The organism is Tenacibaculum sp. SG-28, assembly GCF_002954385.1.
Classification (GTDB): Bacteria; Bacteroidota; Bacteroidia; order Flavobacteriales; family Flavobacteriaceae; genus Polaribacter.
Map to the genome: position 1 here is coordinate 436,744 of NZ_MQVY01000001.1, position 15,819 is coordinate 452,562.

At 33.9% G+C, this 15,819-nt stretch carries 16 protein-coding genes; 7 read left to right on the top strand and 9 right to left on the bottom strand.

Annotation, left to right across the window (positions count from 1 at the left end):
* Positions 1 to 5 precede the first annotated feature (5 nt).
* On the bottom strand, positions 6 to 1,340 hold the full coding sequence (locus BSU00_RS01930) for a transporter (RefSeq protein WP_105002887.1): 1,335 nt from the start codon (positions 1,338 to 1,340) through the stop codon (positions 6 to 8).
* A 143-nt stretch (positions 1,341 to 1,483) separates the two neighbouring features.
* Between BSU00_RS01930 and BSU00_RS01935 the strand changes: the two genes are divergently transcribed.
* The 7 genes from BSU00_RS01935 (at position 1,484) to BSU00_RS01955 (ending at position 8,249) form a co-directional block, all read left to right on the top strand.
* Positions 1,484 to 1,771: a DUF4834 family protein gene (locus BSU00_RS01935; RefSeq protein WP_233188542.1), complete on the top strand. Its 288-nt coding sequence runs from the start codon at positions 1,484 to 1,486 to the stop codon at positions 1,769 to 1,771.
* A gap of 2 nt (positions 1,772 to 1,773) precedes the next feature.
* Complete coding sequence (locus BSU00_RS01940) at positions 1,774 to 4,203, top strand: YfhO family protein (protein WP_105002889.1); 2,430 nt, start codon at positions 1,774 to 1,776, stop codon at positions 4,201 to 4,203.
* Positions 4,204 to 4,247: 44 nt separating this feature from the next.
* Positions 4,248 to 5,438 carry a glycosyltransferase family 4 protein gene (locus BSU00_RS01945; RefSeq protein WP_105002890.1) on the top strand — a complete coding sequence of 397 codons (1,191 nt, stop codon included), beginning with the start codon at positions 4,248 to 4,250 and terminating at the stop codon, positions 5,436 to 5,438.
* Position 5,439: 1 nt separating this feature from the next.
* Complete coding sequence (locus tag BSU00_RS13075) at positions 5,440 to 5,823, top strand: hypothetical protein (protein WP_233188543.1); 384 nt, start codon at positions 5,440 to 5,442, stop codon at positions 5,821 to 5,823.
* Entirely contained in the window at positions 5,736 to 6,710 is a 975-nt protein-coding gene (locus BSU00_RS01950) for a glycosyltransferase (RefSeq protein WP_233188544.1), read from the top strand. Before BSU00_RS13075 ends, BSU00_RS01950 begins: the two co-directional genes overlap by 88 nt.
* A gap of 37 nt (positions 6,711 to 6,747) precedes the next feature.
* Entirely contained in the window at positions 6,748 to 6,990 is a 243-nt protein-coding gene (locus tag BSU00_RS13080; protein ID WP_233188545.1) for an oligosaccharide flippase family protein, read from the top strand.
* 242 nt (positions 6,991 to 7,232) lie between these two features.
* Positions 7,233 to 8,249, top strand: coding sequence for a lipopolysaccharide biosynthesis protein (locus tag BSU00_RS01955; RefSeq protein WP_233188546.1), 1,017 nt, complete (start codon positions 7,233 to 7,235; stop codon positions 8,247 to 8,249).
* A 105-nt stretch (positions 8,250 to 8,354) separates the two neighbouring features.
* Here the strand turns inward: BSU00_RS01955 and BSU00_RS01960 are convergent, their stop codons facing one another.
* The 8 genes from BSU00_RS01960 to dnaN all read right to left on the bottom strand — a co-directional run bounded on the left by BSU00_RS01960 (position 8,355) and on the right by dnaN (position 15,763).
* Positions 8,355 to 8,936, bottom strand: a complete 582-nt coding sequence (locus tag BSU00_RS01960) for a Crp/Fnr family transcriptional regulator (RefSeq protein WP_105002891.1) — start codon at positions 8,934 to 8,936, stop codon at positions 8,355 to 8,357.
* Between the two features lie 65 nt (positions 8,937 to 9,001).
* Positions 9,002 to 9,619 (bottom strand): WbqC family protein, encoded by a 618-nt coding sequence (locus BSU00_RS01965; RefSeq protein ID WP_105003388.1) that lies wholly within the window; start codon positions 9,617 to 9,619, stop codon positions 9,002 to 9,004.
* Entirely contained in the window at positions 9,619 to 11,373 is a 1,755-nt protein-coding gene (lepB, locus tag BSU00_RS01970) for a signal peptidase I (protein WP_105002892.1), read from the bottom strand. Before lepB ends, BSU00_RS01965 begins: the two co-directional genes overlap by 1 nt.
* A 76-nt stretch (positions 11,374 to 11,449) precedes the next feature.
* Positions 11,450 to 12,151: a 4-hydroxy-tetrahydrodipicolinate reductase gene (dapB, locus tag BSU00_RS01975; RefSeq protein ID WP_105002893.1), complete on the bottom strand. Its 702-nt coding sequence runs from the start codon at positions 12,149 to 12,151 to the stop codon at positions 11,450 to 11,452.
* Between the two features lie 2 nt (positions 12,152 to 12,153).
* Positions 12,154 to 12,681: a DUF5683 domain-containing protein gene (locus BSU00_RS01980; RefSeq protein WP_233188547.1), complete on the bottom strand. Its 528-nt coding sequence runs from the start codon at positions 12,679 to 12,681 to the stop codon at positions 12,154 to 12,156.
* Positions 12,682 to 12,736: 55 nt separating this feature from the next.
* Positions 12,737 to 13,624 carry a ParB/RepB/Spo0J family partition protein gene (locus tag BSU00_RS01985; protein ID WP_105002895.1) on the bottom strand — a complete coding sequence of 296 codons (888 nt, stop codon included), beginning with the start codon at positions 13,622 to 13,624 and terminating at the stop codon, positions 12,737 to 12,739.
* Positions 13,624 to 14,397: a ParA family protein gene (locus BSU00_RS01990; protein ID WP_105002896.1), complete on the bottom strand. Its 774-nt coding sequence runs from the start codon at positions 14,395 to 14,397 to the stop codon at positions 13,624 to 13,626. The genes BSU00_RS01985 and BSU00_RS01990 overlap by 1 nt, the downstream gene beginning before the upstream one ends.
* Positions 14,398 to 14,644: 247 nt before the next feature.
* On the bottom strand, positions 14,645 to 15,763 hold the full coding sequence (gene dnaN / locus BSU00_RS01995; protein ID WP_105002897.1) for a DNA polymerase III subunit beta: 1,119 nt from the start codon (positions 15,761 to 15,763) through the stop codon (positions 14,645 to 14,647).
* Positions 15,764 to 15,819 lie beyond the last annotated feature (56 nt).

Genomic DNA, 15,819 nt, shown 5'->3' on the forward strand with positions numbered 1-15,819 from the left:
CTATTTTAGTTGTCCTTTTTATTTTGTGCTTTTTTTTGTTTTTCTTTCTTCTCTTTTTCCTCTTCTTTTTTAATTTCCTCTTCTAGTTTTTTTATTTCTTTTTCAAGTTTTAAACGCTCTTTCTCTTTTCTTTTTGCTTCTTTTTCTTTTTCTTTCTCAATCCTTTTTTTGTTTTTCTTTAACTCTTTTTCTTTTTTTCTAGCTTCTTTTTTCGTCTGTTTAGCTACTTTTTTCTTTTCTTTTTTATCTTCTTTTGAAATAATATCAACTAGAGATTCTTTTCGTTCTCTTTTCCTACTGCTTTTATTGGTACTAGTTTCGTTCACATTTGGAGAGATATCCAAATCTACTTTCTGCTCTCTGGGATCTTTTTTGTTAAATACATTTCCAATCTTACCAAATATTCTGCCAAAGAAAGATCTGTTTTGGTCGTATTTTATGGGCTCCTCCTCTTTGATCACATTACCAAATTCATCAATTTCAGTGAATTTGTCCTTATGCCTATCTATACGATACGAAACTCCAATTCCTGCGGTTATACCGCTCTGTTCTTTTTCAAAATTAGCTCGTAAGGATGCGTTGACTTGGAGATTTAAATGTAATAGATAGGCTACCCCTGTAGCAAGGCTACTATTTTGCGGTTGTTTTCCAAAAAGTCCTTCCGTCTCGAGAAATCCAGACCAATAATTATTAAAATTATAGGTTCCGGTAAGTATATATCTGAAGGATGCAAATTCGCTACCTATATAATCGTAGTAAACATTTGTTATCACATTTAATTTGTCTGAGAATTCGTTTTGCAATAGAACCCCTATTTTCGGTGTAATCCCGCCTTTGTTAAAGTAGTCTGGAGTGACATCTCCGAAATTTACACCTGCATACACACCTACATGTGGAATCCATCGTTTGTAATCGAAAGAATGCCTTGCTTTCCAACTACGTACCTCTTTAGATTTATCTTCGTATTTTGGTGCATATATAAAATATTTTGCACCGAGAACGAGATTGTTTATCCCCGTTGTTTTATAGGTAGATTCAAAAATATTTTTAAAGCCAATCGTATTGCTTGCTATCGCAGTATTGAGATTGAATTCTAATTTATCACTTAAAAAACTCGTTCGGAACGCAAAGTCGATACCAAGAGATTTCGGATTACTGAAAGTCTCTGCCAATGGAATACTTCGATAAAACAGAGTAGATTCAAATTGATAAACACCCGACCCGACACTGTATGGGCTTTCTGATAACCCTGGTTTATTGGAGTTTATAACAGGAGTGTATTGTGCATAGGCAGCTATTGTGAATATCAAGCATAATAGTAAAGGGGATGTTTTTAACATTTTTCAAATTCCATTTTAGGCACAAATACAAACATACACTAAAATTATGAAATACGATATAGGGTAAGTTTTGTAAACTCTTAACGTTACCTTTGCTGTCAAATTGTTACTTTTGATTAATTTTTTAAAAGCATTTAAAAACGATGATGTTATATCTACTAGGCATACTTAATTTGTTAAAAACCATAGTAATCATATTGTTAATTTATTACGGATTTAAACTTTTCGTGCGATTTTTTGGACCATATTTAATCAAAAAAGCTGTAGATAAGGCGCAGAAAAACGCACAACAAAACTACGCTAATCCTAACGAAACTGCCGTAGAGGAAGGAAAGACAGTCATAGATAAAAAGCCAAAATCAAAATCGAAAAACACAAACCAAAGTTATCCATCCGATGATGAATACATCGACTTTGAAGAAATTGAATAACTATGAATAAGAAACAGATTTTACCATATATAATTGTTTTTTTTATTTTTTCCATTGCCGCCTTATTGTATTTTAATCCAGTATTAAGTGGAAAAAAAATTAAACAAAACGACATTACGCAATTTATTGGTATGTCAAAAGAGGCAACTGATTATAGAGCGGAAAAAGGGAAGGAGTCATATTGGGTTGGAAATGCTTTTAGCGGCATGCCAACGTATCAAATTGGAACGTATTTCCCATATGATTTTATTCGATATATAGATAAAGGTATACGTTTTTTACCTCGGCCTGCAGATTATTTATTCCTATACTTTTTTGGTTTTTTTATATTGTTAACTGCCTTAAAAATAGATTGGAAATTGGCTGTTTTAGGTAGTCTATCCTATGGATTCTCTACCTATTTAATTATCATTTTTGGTGCGGGTCATAACGCAAAGGCGCACGCTATTGGATATATGCCACTGGTTTTGGCAGGCGTTATTTATGTGTTTCAAAAAAGATATTTGTTGGGTTTTTTACTAACAGCCATAGCAATGGCTCTAGAAATCTGTGCAAATCACATTCAAATGACTTACTATTTGGGCTTCTGTTTACTAATTTTAGGAATAGTAGAAGCCATTCAAGCCTTTAAACAGGGAGAATTAAAGCAATTCGGAAAGCAAGTAGGGATCATACTTTCTGCCATTTTATTGGGTGTTAGTACCAATGCTACTCGGTTGTTAGCAACAAAAGAATACGCTACTTATAGCACAAGAGGAAACTCAGAATTAACCATAAACCCCGATGGTTCTGATAAGTTGCCTACTTCTGGTTTAGATAAATCGTACATCACAGAATACAGTTACGGAATATTAGAAACTTTTAATCTTTTTATTCCTCGTTTTATGGGTGGGGGTACTGTTGAAGAATTAGACGAGCGTTCCAATTTCTATGAGGTAATTAAAGTGAATACAGATAGCAGAACGGCAAGAGAGTATGCAAAAAATGTATTTACCTATTGGGGCAAACAACCAATTGTGGAAGCTCCTGCATATATAGGAGCAGTAGTATTTCTATTGTTTTTCTTGGGGGTATTTTTAGTACGTCATAAATTTAAATATTGGTTGGTTGCGGCTACTGTCTTTTCTATACTTTTAAGCTGGGGAAAGAATTTCCCTGTCATAACTGACGCATTCATAGAGTTTGTTCCTTTGTATAATAAATTTAGAGCTGTTTCCTCGATTCAAGTTATAGCAGAGCTATGTGTTCCTCTACTTGGAATTCTTGGGTTACATGCTCTTTTCTCAGGAAATAATACTAAAAAAGAAAAGGTAGATGCGCTAAAAAAAGCAGTCTATGTTACCGGAGGAATAGCTTTATTGTTTGCCCTGCTAGGTGCAAGTCTATTTACTTTTGATGGACTTCGCGATGCACAATACCAACAAATGTTACCAGAATTGGTAGATGCGGTCATAGCAGACAGAAAAGCCATGTTATTTTACGATAGTATTCGCTCTTTAATTCTAGTCCTAATTTCTGCTTCTGTGCTTTGGTTTTTTATAGAAAATAGAATACAAAAGAATATTGCTATTGTACTTCTTGGCGTGTTTCTCATCTTTGATTTAGTTTCTGTAGATATGCGTTACGTTAACAAAGAAGATTTTGTGTCGGCCAGAAAAGTAAGTAAACCTTTCCAAGCGAATAAAGCAGATATTGAAATTAGTAAGGATACTTCTCATTATCGCGTGGCTAACGTTGCAGGAAACCTACTTAACGAAGCGAGAACCTCTTATTTTCACAATTCAATTGGAGGTTATCACGCTGCAAAGATGCGACGCTACCAAGAGTTATTTGAGTACCAAGTATACAAAAATAACATGGAGGTGCTGAATATGCTCAACGCTAAATATTTTATTTTAGGAGAAGACAAAGTTGAGGTAAATACTAATGCAAACGGTAATGCTTGGTTTGTTGACGCCATTAAATTTGTAGATTCTGCCAATGCGGAAATTATGGCATTAGATAGTTTAAATACTAAGCAAGTAGCGGTAGTGAATAAACAGATGTTTAGCGACTATACCACTTTATTACAACAAAAGAGAATTCGTAAAGATTCTACTGCTAGTATAGTCTTAACAAATTATAACGTAGCAACGCTTAAGTATACTACAAATACCTCGAAGGAGCAGTTTGCTGTTTTTTCTGAGATATATTACCAAGATGGTTGGAACGCTTATCTCGATGGAAAGAAAGTTCCTCATATTGCTGTGGATTATGTTTTGAGAGGGATGTTGGTTCCTTCAGGGAACCATATCATCGAGTTTAAATTTGAACCTACTGTCATACAGAAAGGGAGTATTTTGGTTCTATTGTCGTATCTCTTGTTAGGAATACTAATTCTTTATTTTTTGTACCAGAAAAGAACATTTTGGTTATTTAAAAGTAAACAGTAAGACGATTTGCACATTAACAAAATTATAATTTACAAAAGCTGCCTATGAGAATTGGTATGATACTGGATAATGTCTTTCCGCCCGATCCTAGGGTAGAGAATGAGGCTATAGAACTTATTCGTGGTGGCAACGAGGTATTTTTATTTTGTCTTACCTATTCCGAGAGTGAAGCAGAAAAGACAGTAGAAATTAATGGAATTTCTGTGGTACGTTATCTTTCCAACCAGTTAGAGTATAAATTATCTGCATTAGCATATACCGTTCCTTTTTACACATGGTCGATGCAAAAAAAGATTAAGCATTTTATAAAAAAGTATACGATTCAGGCATTACACATTCACGATATAAAGATTGCCCAAGCTACTTTTAATGCCAACAAGAATTTTGATTTACCGGTTGTTTTAGATCTGCATGACAACTATCCTGAGGTAATGAAATTCTATCCTCACTTGCAGACGTTTCCTGGAAAATATATTATTTCACCCAAAAAATGGAAACAGAAAGAAGAGGCATTTATCCATCTTGCGGATAAGGTAATTACAGTTTCGAAGGAGTTTGTGAATGATCTACTTCATAGAATCACAATGGATAAAGATAAAGTGGTATTAGTTCCTAACACGATACGGTCTTCTTTTTTCACGGATTATACCGTAGATGAAGAAATAGTAAAAAGGTATCAAGGTAAATTTATGTTGCTTTATTTAGGCGACACGCACCTAAGAAGAGGGCTTCTTACAGCAATTCGGTCTTTACAGTATCTTACAGCACCTATACCCGCTATTAAATTGGTTATTGTAGGAAAAAGTACAACCGATACTGTTTTGAAAAGAGAAGTTGCAACTTTGGGTCTTGAGGAATATGTTGATTTTGAGGGTTGGAAAGACGTAGCTTTGTTTCAAAGTTATATCGAAGCTAGTAGCCTATGTATTTCTCCATTACGAAGGAATTTACAGCACGATGTAGCGTATGCAAATAAGTTGTTCCAATACATGAGTCTCGGAAAACCTTTATTGGTAAGTGATGCCATAGCACAAAGAGATTTGGTAGAACGCATTTCCTCTGGGCTGGTTCATCAGGAGAAAAATCCTGAGGATTTTGCCGAAAAAGTATTGCAACTCTACACAAACAAAGATTTGCAAATAGAATTAGGAAATAATGGAAGATCATTTGTCAGAAATGAATTCACCTGGGATAAAACAGCAAAAGGATTAATTGCGTTGTATAAAGATTTGTAAGTTGAAAGTACTAGTAATAACATATTATTGGGTTCCTGCTGGAGGTTCAGGGGTGCAGCGATGGTTGAAATTCGTAAAATACCTTCGCGATTTTGACATAGAACCCGTTGTTTTTACGGTAGAAAACCCAAATTACCCAATTGAAGATACTTCTCTTGAATCCGACGTACCGGAAGGAATCGAAATTCTTAGAAATCCTATTTTTGAACCAAATGATCTCTTGTTAAAACTTAAAAAGGACAGTAGAAAACCTAATGGCGGTTATTTAGACGGTAAAGCTCTATTTTTGGAAAATTCTTGGAGTACATTAGGGCAAATTATTTTATTCCGGACGCACGTAAATTTTGGGTTAGATCTTCTGTTGCGAAAATTAAAAAGTACCTAGCCGAAAATACTATTGATGTTATCCTCACGACAGGACCACCGCACAGTGTTCACTTAATTGGATTGGCTTTGAAAAAGTCACTGCAGATAAAATGGCTCGCCGATTTTCGCGATCCTTGGACATCGTTGTATTACAATGATGAATTTAATTTTAGTTCCTATGCAAAAAAGAAAAATCTAGCTTTGGAACAAGAGGTATTAAAGCAGGCAGATAAAGTTCTTACCGTAAGTAATTCATTGCGAGAAGAACTGCAATGCCCCAACGATAAAATAGCAGTAGTCACCAATGGTTTTGATGGAGAAGTACAAGGTAAGCCACTGCGAAAGAATGGAAAATTTACTATTTCTTATATTGGATTCTTACCAAAACAGAGCAATCCGACAATTTTATGGGAAGTTTTGGAGGAACTTGTAAAGACGAATGAAGATTTCAAGAAAGATCTAGAGATTCGATTAACAGGTAGCATAAGTAGAGAAGCCAATGTATCTATTGCACAACACGGTATAGATGCTTACACTAACATTACTGGATACGTGCCTCATGAAGAGGCTATACATGAACAACTAAGCGCAAGTATTTTGTTATTGTTGGTTCCTAAAACAACGAAGGCTAAAGGGATTGTAACTGGTAAAGTTTTCGAATATTTACAGGCGAAAAGACCTATCTTAGCGATAGGACCAGAAGATGGTGATTTGGCAGCGATTTTAAATGAAACCAGTGCCGGAGTTATTTCAGGATTTGAGAACAAAACAAGTTTGAAAAATAATATTTTAAATTTTTATAGGAGTTTTCAAAATAATACCTTGCTTTGTAATTCCAAAGGTATAGAAAAGTACCATAGAAGAGCCCTGACTAAAGAACTTGTAGAAATATTGAAAGTTCTTTAAAGTAGCTGACAAAAGTTATGTAATTAAAAAGTACACATTGGGAATAATATTCAAACAATCGTTTAAGAACACTTTAGTAATATATCTTGGATTTTTAATAGGAGGTATCAATACTGTAGTATTATATACGCGTTTTTTGGAGGAAGACGACTACGGTTTGGTTACTTTTGTACTAGCTGCTTCGAATTTAATTATGCCATTGACGGCATTTGGTATTCATTACACTATCGTAAAGTTTTTTTCAAGTTATACTTCCAAAAAAGAAAGGGATAGTTTTTAAGTTTTGCCTTGCTACCTCCGTTGTTTTTTTCTCTGCTTATTGGATATTTCTGGGATTATTTTCAAACTTGGATTTTACATTTGGTATCGGATGAGAATAGCATCGTAGATAATTATACAATTTATATATATATAGTAGCTGTTTGTTGTGCCTATTTTGAAATCTTTTATGCTTGGGCAAAAGTACAAATGCAATCTGTTTTTGGTAATCTTCTAAAAGAGCTATACAACAGGGTTGTTATTATGCTTTTATTATTTGCTGTATATTTTGAGTTTATTCCTAAGGAAGATTTTATAGTTTATTTATCCTTTGCCTATATTCTAAGGACGCTATTAATGATGTTTTATGCGTTGCATTTGTACTTACCAAAATTTCAATTGCAATTACCAACCAATTACAAAGAAATTTTAAAATATTCTTTCTTTATTATCTTGGCGGGAAGTGCAGGGGCAATCCTTATCGATATCGATAAAATAATGATTGGGGTAAAAGATACTTTTGATAAAGCAGCGTATTATACTGTAGCTGTATTTATTGGAACTTTTATTGATGCACCCAGTAGAGCGATGTCACAAATTCTGCAACCTATGACGTCTAAGTCAATTAACGAAGAAAATGTTGCTGAGGTACAAAGTTTATACCAAAAGAGTTCTATTAATTTACTGCTGATAGGTGGATTATTTTTTGTTTTGATTAATTGTAATGTTACCGAATTATTCAAAATAATGCCTGAGCAATATTGGGGTGGGGAATGGGTTGTGCTATTGATCTCTGGTGCCAAGCTTTTTAATATGTCTTTGGGTAATAATGGTGCTATTATAAGTAATTCAAAGTTTTATAGAATTACCTTATTTACCGGAGTTGGTATGGCTTTAATGGTGTACTTTTTAAACAAGTACTTTTATTTTAATCTAGATTTTGGGACCGAGGGCTTAGCTTTATCTACGTTCTTAACCTTTATAATATTTGGATGTTTTAAGCTTTGGTACGTTTCAAAAAAATTACATATTTTTCCGTATACCCAAAAAACAGTGGTAATCTCTTTTGTTATACTCTTTTCGTATGTAGTATTTCAGTTTTGGAACTTTGATGTTGGAACTATCCTAGTATTTAAATTTCCAATACATCCAATTATAAATATTATTCTTAAAAGTTGCATTCTAATTCCAATTTATCTCCTAATCGTATACAGGTTTAATATTTCAGAGCAAATCAATGCTATAATCGATAATTTGTTAACAAAAAAAGGTTTGCGTTAAGCAAACCTTGTGTATTAGAGAAAAATAGATTAGGGGAATTTATCTATTTTTGAGTCGGCAAAATTATAGTTCTATCTAATGTCTTCTGTTAACATATGTTATATATTAAACAGAGTATAGTTTTTTTCGGATTCTACTCAATTGAACAGGAGTTATATTCAAATAGGAGGCAATATGGTATTGTGGTATCATATTGTCTATGTTAGGGATTTGTTTTTTTACTTTTAGATACCTTTCAGTGGCAGATAAAAGGGATAGATCGTCTACTTTTCTTTCTGTTCGAATAAAGATTTGTTCTAAAACCTTATTGTAAAAGATTGCCAGTTCGTGTTTCACTCGTGTAAGATGTAAAAAATGCTCAAAGTTTGCAACGTATAGTTCGCATTCACTTAAACAATTGTAAGAAGCATTAGAGGGTTTTTTCTCAATTAGAGAAGACAGTGCACCAAACGTACTTTGTTGAGTGTACAGTGTTCGTATGTGCTCTTTGCCGTCATTGTCTTTCATGTAGCTTCGAGCAATACCACTTTTAATGATGTAAAAATTACTTGCTATTTGACCTTGTTTGATTAACATTTTTCCTTTTGGATAATGCTCTAAAGTCATTATTGAGGAAAATAATTCGATGGAATCGTCTGAGATATTCGGTAAAAAATACCTCATAAACTTTTCAATATCTTTATTCATAAACTACTTATTTTATATTAAAAGCTTTACAAAAAGCTCATTTAATATACGGGGACAAACAAGTGTTATATCAAATCTAATGAATTTTTTTCTAATATGCTAATGGAATTAGGTCCTTCCATAAAAAGTAAGTCTAATACCGATAAATTTGGAAGAAATCCATATTTGTCATCAAACATTTGAACATAGGATTCCATAGGGTATTGTTTTCCTGATTTAGCAACAGAGAGTTCTCTAAAATCCTCTTTTGTTATCTTAGTTTGGTATGTTTTGGTGGTAGTGTAGTTTTCGTCAATTTGTAGTGCATCTGCAATAAAAAGGTGCGTATCTATATTTACATCGTGAAGATATGTGTATTTTTTTTCAAAAATCTGCGCTAAATCATCTTCGTAATATTCAAAAAAAGGAGACGATCTATAAGCAGATTTTATAGATTTAAAATGCTGTTGCTGCCAAGGGAAGTTGTTTTCAACGAGCATATCTTTCGTTTTTTTTCTAGTTTCTGAAAACTTGCTTTTTACAGGTACGATTAGCGATAATTTTCCATTCGCACCATAAATATAGCATCTATTTCTGTAGGTTTGTTTTTGGAAGTTATCTTGCATTTCAAATACCACATCCGACTTAATAATAGCGGTGTATTGCAGTACAGGAGCAAAATATAATGGAATAAACAGCGCCATTATTTTGTGGTTTTTTTCTTTTTCGAAATAAATCCATACAAAAGGTATCCTACTAAAAGAGCGATAACTACCCATAAATAAGAAACGGGTTTTCCTTCACCCCCAACTGTGGTAAACATTCTTTCCCAACGAATTGATTTTATTTTATCTACTATATTACTCGTATTTGGGTCCCAACTTAACCATATCATAACTGGTTTACCAACCACATGATCAAAAGGAACATACCCCCAGTTTCTTGCATCTAAAGAGTTTTGTCTATTGTCTCCCATCATCCAATAGTAATCTTGCTGAAACGTATAGGATGTTGCTTTTTTGCCATTGATGTAGTAAGTGTCGCCTACTGTAGTTAGATTGTTGTTTTCATATCGTTCAATAATTTCTTTATAAAAGGGGAACGAATCCGAATTTAAAGCTACTGTAACTCCTTTTTTAGGAATGTAAATAGGTCCAAAATTATCGGTCGACCAATGGTACTTAGGACTGTGTGGGAATATAGATGGGTTGTAAAATCCTTTAGGCTCTATAGTTTTTACTACACTGTCAATACCAGTCTCTTTTCGCAAGGCATTCGCTTCCTCATCCGTCAAGGTAATTTGACGCACTTTGGTAGTTATTTCTCGAATGTTTAAGTTGTTGTTTTGAATTACCTGTCTCGAAATACCATCTTCATTGGTAATCAGTTCAAATTCGTTATTTCCATTTTGGTTGATACCTCGCAAACTTGGTAATCTACGAATTAAATTAAACTCTTCTTGTGTGGTAACTTTAGCGATGAATTTTCTTTGGAATTCTTTATTTACAAATCCTTTTACTCTTTTTGTAGTAAGTCCGGTTTTAGCATATACTAGAAAGTTCCATTGGGGTTTTGCTCTATCGGGTAAAACTGTTTGTTTACCGTTAATATATACATAGCCATTTCGAACTTCTAAAGAATCACCAGGTATTCCTACACAACGCTTTACGTAGTTGGTTCGTTTATCAATTGGTTTATAGGTTTGCTTTCCGGAGTAATCTCCCCACATGGTTTTTGTAGTATCTGCCGGCCAACTAAAAACTACAATATCGTTTCGTTTAATTTTTTGTAGACCCGGTAAACGCATATACGGTAGTGCCAATTTATTTTTCCAGCTGTTCTTTTTCTCCGGATTGTCTTCCGATAAAAATGATTTGGTACCTAATATTGGTATCGTATCGTGGGCCATTGGAGCCGCAACTGTCGTCATTGGAACACGAGCTCCGTAATGAAATTTACTAACAAATAAATAATCCCCTACCAACAATGTTTTTTCTAGCGATGAGGTAGGAATTGTATATGGTTGCATAAAATAGGTGTGCACAAGCGTAGCGGCAATGATTGCAAAGGCTATAGAACTCAGCCATTCATCAACTTTATTTGGTGGTTTTAGACTTCTGTCTTTGCGATAGGTGCAATTCGTAGCGTAATTTATATAATAGATGTAAAATCCTAAGGATACTATTGCTAATACGGTGTCTTTTCCTTTGTTAAATCCAAAACTTCTGCAGGTTTCTATCCATACTATAGGAAACATTAAAAGATTAATAATAGGAACAAAAAGTAAAATCACCCACCATTTAGGACGCTTTATAATTCCCATTAAAACAATGGCGTTATAAATCGGTACTGCTGCTTCCCATGCTTTTCTCTCTGCCTTAACGTAGAGTTTCCACGTTCCAAAAAAGTGAATTATTTGAATTAGAATAAAGAAAATAAACCATTCTATAAATGTCATAACTTGTATGTTTTAATATGCAATTTTGATATGCGTTTTACAAATGTGAAGAAATTAAATTAATTGAACTTGTAATTTAACCTAAGTTTAACACGTCTCTCATCGAATAAACTCCTGATTTTCCTAGAAGCCATTCTGCAGCAATAACTGCTCCTAAGGCAAAGCCTTGTCTATTATGTGCAGTGTGTTTAATTTCTATAGTATCAATGTCTGATTGGTAACTTACCGTATGTGTACCTGGTACATCAGGAGTTCGGATTGCTTTTATCGGGATACTGTTCTCATCAGAGGTCTTATCTAATTCCCATTTACTTTTGTCAGAGATTTTTATTATTTCTTCTGCCAGAGTAATCGCTGTTCCACTTGGTGCATCTAGTTTTTTAGTATGGTGGATTTCTTCAATGGAAACATCGTATTGTTCTGTTCCTTGCATCATTTTTGTCAATTGTCTGTTCAACTCAAAAAACAAGTTTACGCCCAAACTAAAATTAGAAGCATAAATAAAGCCACCTTTATTTTGTTCACATATTTTAAGGGCATTTTCGTAGTTTTTTAACCATCCTGTTGTACCGGAAATAACGGGTACGTTATTGGTTAGACAATTGGAAATATTTTCAAAGGCAGTGTGCGGCAGACTAAAGTCAATCGCTACATCTGCAAGGGTAATATCACATGGTGCTTTACCATTGTATCGGATTACAATTTCGTGGCCTCTTTGTAAAGCAATTTTTTCAATTTCTTTACCCATTCTACCATATCCTAATAAAGCTATTTTCATTATTAAAAAGAATATTTAAAATTTACACCAACTTTCGGTGCGTCTAATAACATTGGATCTAAGGAAATCGCTGGTCTTACTGATAAGTTATCATTGGTGTCAAATTGTAATAGGTGCGCGTTTACACTAGCTTCCACAATTTGCAATACGTATAGTAAGACCCCAGATAATAGGGACAGATCCCTGTTTTTACGCAATACTTTTTGGGCATTTTCTAATCCGCTAGTGGAAACAAAAACATTCCCGTTATCTCCGTTAAATTCATCTGGTAGCCCTTGTGATCTTAGTCGGAACGCTGTTCTGTACCTATCGTATTCGTCACTATTGGTAATGTAAAAGTAAACACTTGTTCCAATGGCTCCCCACACAATAGGAGCTTTCCAATATTTTTTATTATAGATTTGACCACCACCAGGAAAAATTGCAGAATAGAAAGCAGCTTTTGAAGGAGAGAGCGGATTGTATTTGTTGCTAATTTGCGGTTGTTTATTACTTACAACAATACTGTCTTTCTGTGCAAAAATATGCATACAGAAAAGTATAAAAATAACTGTAAGTATGTTTTTTTTATGGCGCAAAGTAAAACTACTTTAGTAAGTTTTTAATACGGTTAAAATCTTCTTCTGAATTAAAACTAATTGCTATTTTCCCTTTACCATTTTTGTTAACGGTGATATCAACTTTGTTTCCGAAGTAGTCTTTTATTACGGCTGCACCTTCGCTAATATATTTTGGAAGTGCTTTCTTTTTAGTAGCTTTGTCAATAGTACCTGATTTTATATTTTTAACCAATTCTTCGGTTTGACGAACAGAGAGTTTGTCTCTAAGAATTTTTTCATAAACATTTAACTGGTCTGTGGTGCTGTCTATATTAATTAAGGCCCTTCCATGTCCCATAGAGATGAAATTATCTCGCATTCCCGTTTGTATGATAGGATCTAATTTTAACAATCGAAGATAATTCGTTACCGTGGAACGTTTTTTACCCACTCTAAAACTTAATTCTTCTTGCGTGAGTTTGATTTCATCAATTAATCGCTGGTACGATAAAGCAACTTCAATTGGATCTAGATTTTTACGCTGAATGTTTTCAACGATTGCCATTTCCAGCATCTCCTGATCATCTGCCAATCGGATGTAGGCCGGTATCGTTTTGTTTCCAATTAATTTCGAAGCCCTGAAACGACGTTCACCCGATACTAACTGAAAGGTGTTACCTTCTAATTTTCGAACTGTAATTGGTTGGATTACTCCCAGTGTTTTGATTGAATTTGCCAATTCGTGTAAGGCTTCTTCATCAAAATACGTTCTTGGTTGAAATGGATTTACTGCAATAGATTTAATATCCAATTCAATGATATTCCCGACTAATTTATCCGCATTTTTATCTTCGACAGAGTTAACATCTGCTGTTTCTTTTAAAAGTGCCGATAAGCCTCTACCAAGTGCTTGCTTCTTTGTTGCTTTTGCCATTATTTTGCCACTGCGTTTTTGTTCAAAATTTCGTTTGCCAAATTTAAGTAATTTACCGCACCTTTACTGGTTGCATCGTACGAAATTATACTTTCTCCGTAACTAGGTGCTTCACTTAGGCGTATGTTTCTGTGAACTATAGTGTCAAATACCATCGAATTAAAGTGCTTTCTAACTTCTTCTACAACTTGGTTAGACAAACGTAATCTAGAGTCAAACATCGTTAATAAAAGTCCTTCAATGTCTAAATCTTTATTGTGTATTTTTTGAATACTCTTAATTGTATTTAGTAGTTTTCCTAATCCTTCTAGTGCGAAGTATTCACACTGAATTGGTATGATCACTGCATCGGCAGCAACTAGTGAATTAAGAGTAATAAGTCCTAAAGAAGGAGCACAATCAATTAAGATATAATCGTACTCGTCTTTGATAGGAGCTAAAGCCGTTTTCAACATGTATTCCCGTTCTTGTTTGTCTACTAACTCGATTTCAATAGCTACCAAATCAATGTGGGCAGGAATAAGATCAACATTAGGAGAATCCGTTTTTACAACGGTATTTTTTGCTTCTGAAGTATGCTCTAAAACTTGATAGGTTCCTTTTTCAACACTTTCAACATCAATTCCTAAACCAGAAGTTGCATTTGCTTGGGGGTCTGCATCGATTAATAAAACTTTCTTCTCTAATACCCCAAGAGCTGCTGCAAGGTTTACAGTGGTTGTTGTTTTCCCAACACCACCTTTTTGATTAGCTATTGCAATTATTTTACCCATCGTTATTTATCCTGTTTGAAAAAGGTAAATTTACAATTATTTATGGTTTTTTCTAACGAAAGATGTTAACATTAGATAAGACGAATAAAATCAATTGTTTAAATATGTTTTTATTGTCTTTTTTAACGATATTTTGCAATCTATAAAGTGTATGTGTATTTATTTGGTAACGGTGTTTCTTTTGTATTACAAACAAAAAAACAGCACGTTAAATCTAACGTGCTGTTTTTACTTTATTTGTACTTGTTTAATTGTTTAACATCACCGGCATTACTAACATGGTGATGCTTTCTCCTTCCTCCGTACCATCGATTGGAGTTAGAATTCCTGCTCGGTTAGGTAAGCTAAGTTCAATAAGGATATCATTAGAGTTTAAATTACTTAGCATTTCACTTAAAAAGCGAGAATTAAAACCAATCTGCATATCATCTCCCTGGTAGTCGCATGATAGTCTTTCGTCTGCTTTATTGGCGTAATCGATATCTTCAGCAGAGATGTTTAGTTCCGTACCTGCCATTTTTAAACGAATTTGATGTGTCGTTTTACTCGAAAAAATAGAGACACGGCGAACTGAGTTTAAAAAAGTTGCTCGATCAACAGTTAATTTATTTGGGTTTTCTTTAGGTATAACTGCTTCGTAATTTGGGTATTTTCCATCGATCAATCTACAGGTTAGAACCACATTGTCAAACGTGAATTTTGCGTTTGCATCGTTGTATTCTATCACTACATTTTCATCTGCTCCATTTAAAATTCCTTTTAATAAATTTAATGGCTTTTTAGGCATTATAAATTCTGCTGATTTATCGGCAGTAACGTCTGTTCTGGAATACTTTACTAGTTTATGTGCATCTGTTGCTATAAAGGTCAATTCTTTGGTGCTAAATTGGAAAAAGACACCACTCATTACGGGTCTTAAGTCATCATTTCCAGTAGCAAATATCGTTTTTGTTATTGCTGCAGCTAAGATGTTCGAAGGTATTTCTGTACTGCTTGGAGAAGGTAATTCTAGAGATTTTGGGAATTCATCGCCATTAAAATAAGCCATGTCGTATTTCCCTTGTTCCGATATAATTTCAATGGTGCTTTCTCCTTCTGTTTTAAACGTTAAAGGTTGGTCAGGAAATGTTTTTAGTGTGTCTAATAAGAGACGTGCATTCACTGCTATCGCTCCTATATCAGTGCTTTCAACTGCAACAACAGCACTCATGGTAGTTTCCAGATCTGAAGCAGAAATTTTCAATTCATTTTCCGATAATTCAATTAGAAAATTATCTAAAATAGGTAAGGTATTATTGCTATTAATAACCCCACCTAAAACCTGAAGCTGTTTTAATAATTGAGAGCTAGATACTATAAATTTCATTGCCTGCGTTTCTATTAGTTATAGCTACAAATATATTTTAATTTGATGATATTAAA

Coding starts and splice junctions, on each gene's coding strand:
- BSU00_RS01930 (WP_105002887.1), bottom strand. CDS start 1,340: ATGTTAAAAACATCCCCTTTACTATTATGCTTGATATTCACAATAGCT.
- BSU00_RS01935 (WP_233188542.1), top strand. CDS start 1,484: ATGATGTTATATCTACTAGGCATACTTAATTTGTTAAAAACCATAGTA.
- BSU00_RS01940 (WP_105002889.1), top strand. CDS start 1,774: ATGAATAAGAAACAGATTTTACCATATATAATTGTTTTTTTTATTTTT.
- BSU00_RS01945 (WP_105002890.1), top strand. CDS start 4,248: ATGAGAATTGGTATGATACTGGATAATGTCTTTCCGCCCGATCCTAGG.
- BSU00_RS01955 (WP_233188546.1), top strand. CDS start 7,233: ATGCTTTTATTATTTGCTGTATATTTTGAGTTTATTCCTAAGGAAGAT.
- BSU00_RS01960 (WP_105002891.1), bottom strand. CDS start 8,936: ATGAATAAAGATATTGAAAAGTTTATGAGGTATTTTTTACCGAATATC.
- BSU00_RS01965 (WP_105003388.1), bottom strand. CDS start 9,619: ATGGCGCTGTTTATTCCATTATATTTTGCTCCTGTACTGCAATACACC.
- lepB (WP_105002892.1), bottom strand. CDS start 11,373: ATGACATTTATAGAATGGTTTATTTTCTTTATTCTAATTCAAATAATT.
- dapB (WP_105002893.1), bottom strand. CDS start 12,151: ATGAAAATAGCTTTATTAGGATATGGTAGAATGGGTAAAGAAATTGAA.
- BSU00_RS01980 (WP_233188547.1), bottom strand. CDS start 12,681: ATGCATATTTTTGCACAGAAAGACAGTATTGTTGTAAGTAATAAACAA.
- BSU00_RS01985 (WP_105002895.1), bottom strand. CDS start 13,624: ATGGCAAAAGCAACAAAGAAGCAAGCACTTGGTAGAGGCTTATCGGCA.
- BSU00_RS01990 (WP_105002896.1), bottom strand. CDS start 14,397: ATGGGTAAAATAATTGCAATAGCTAATCAAAAAGGTGGTGTTGGGAAA.
- dnaN (WP_105002897.1), bottom strand. CDS start 15,763: ATGAAATTTATAGTATCTAGCTCTCAATTATTAAAACAGCTTCAGGTT.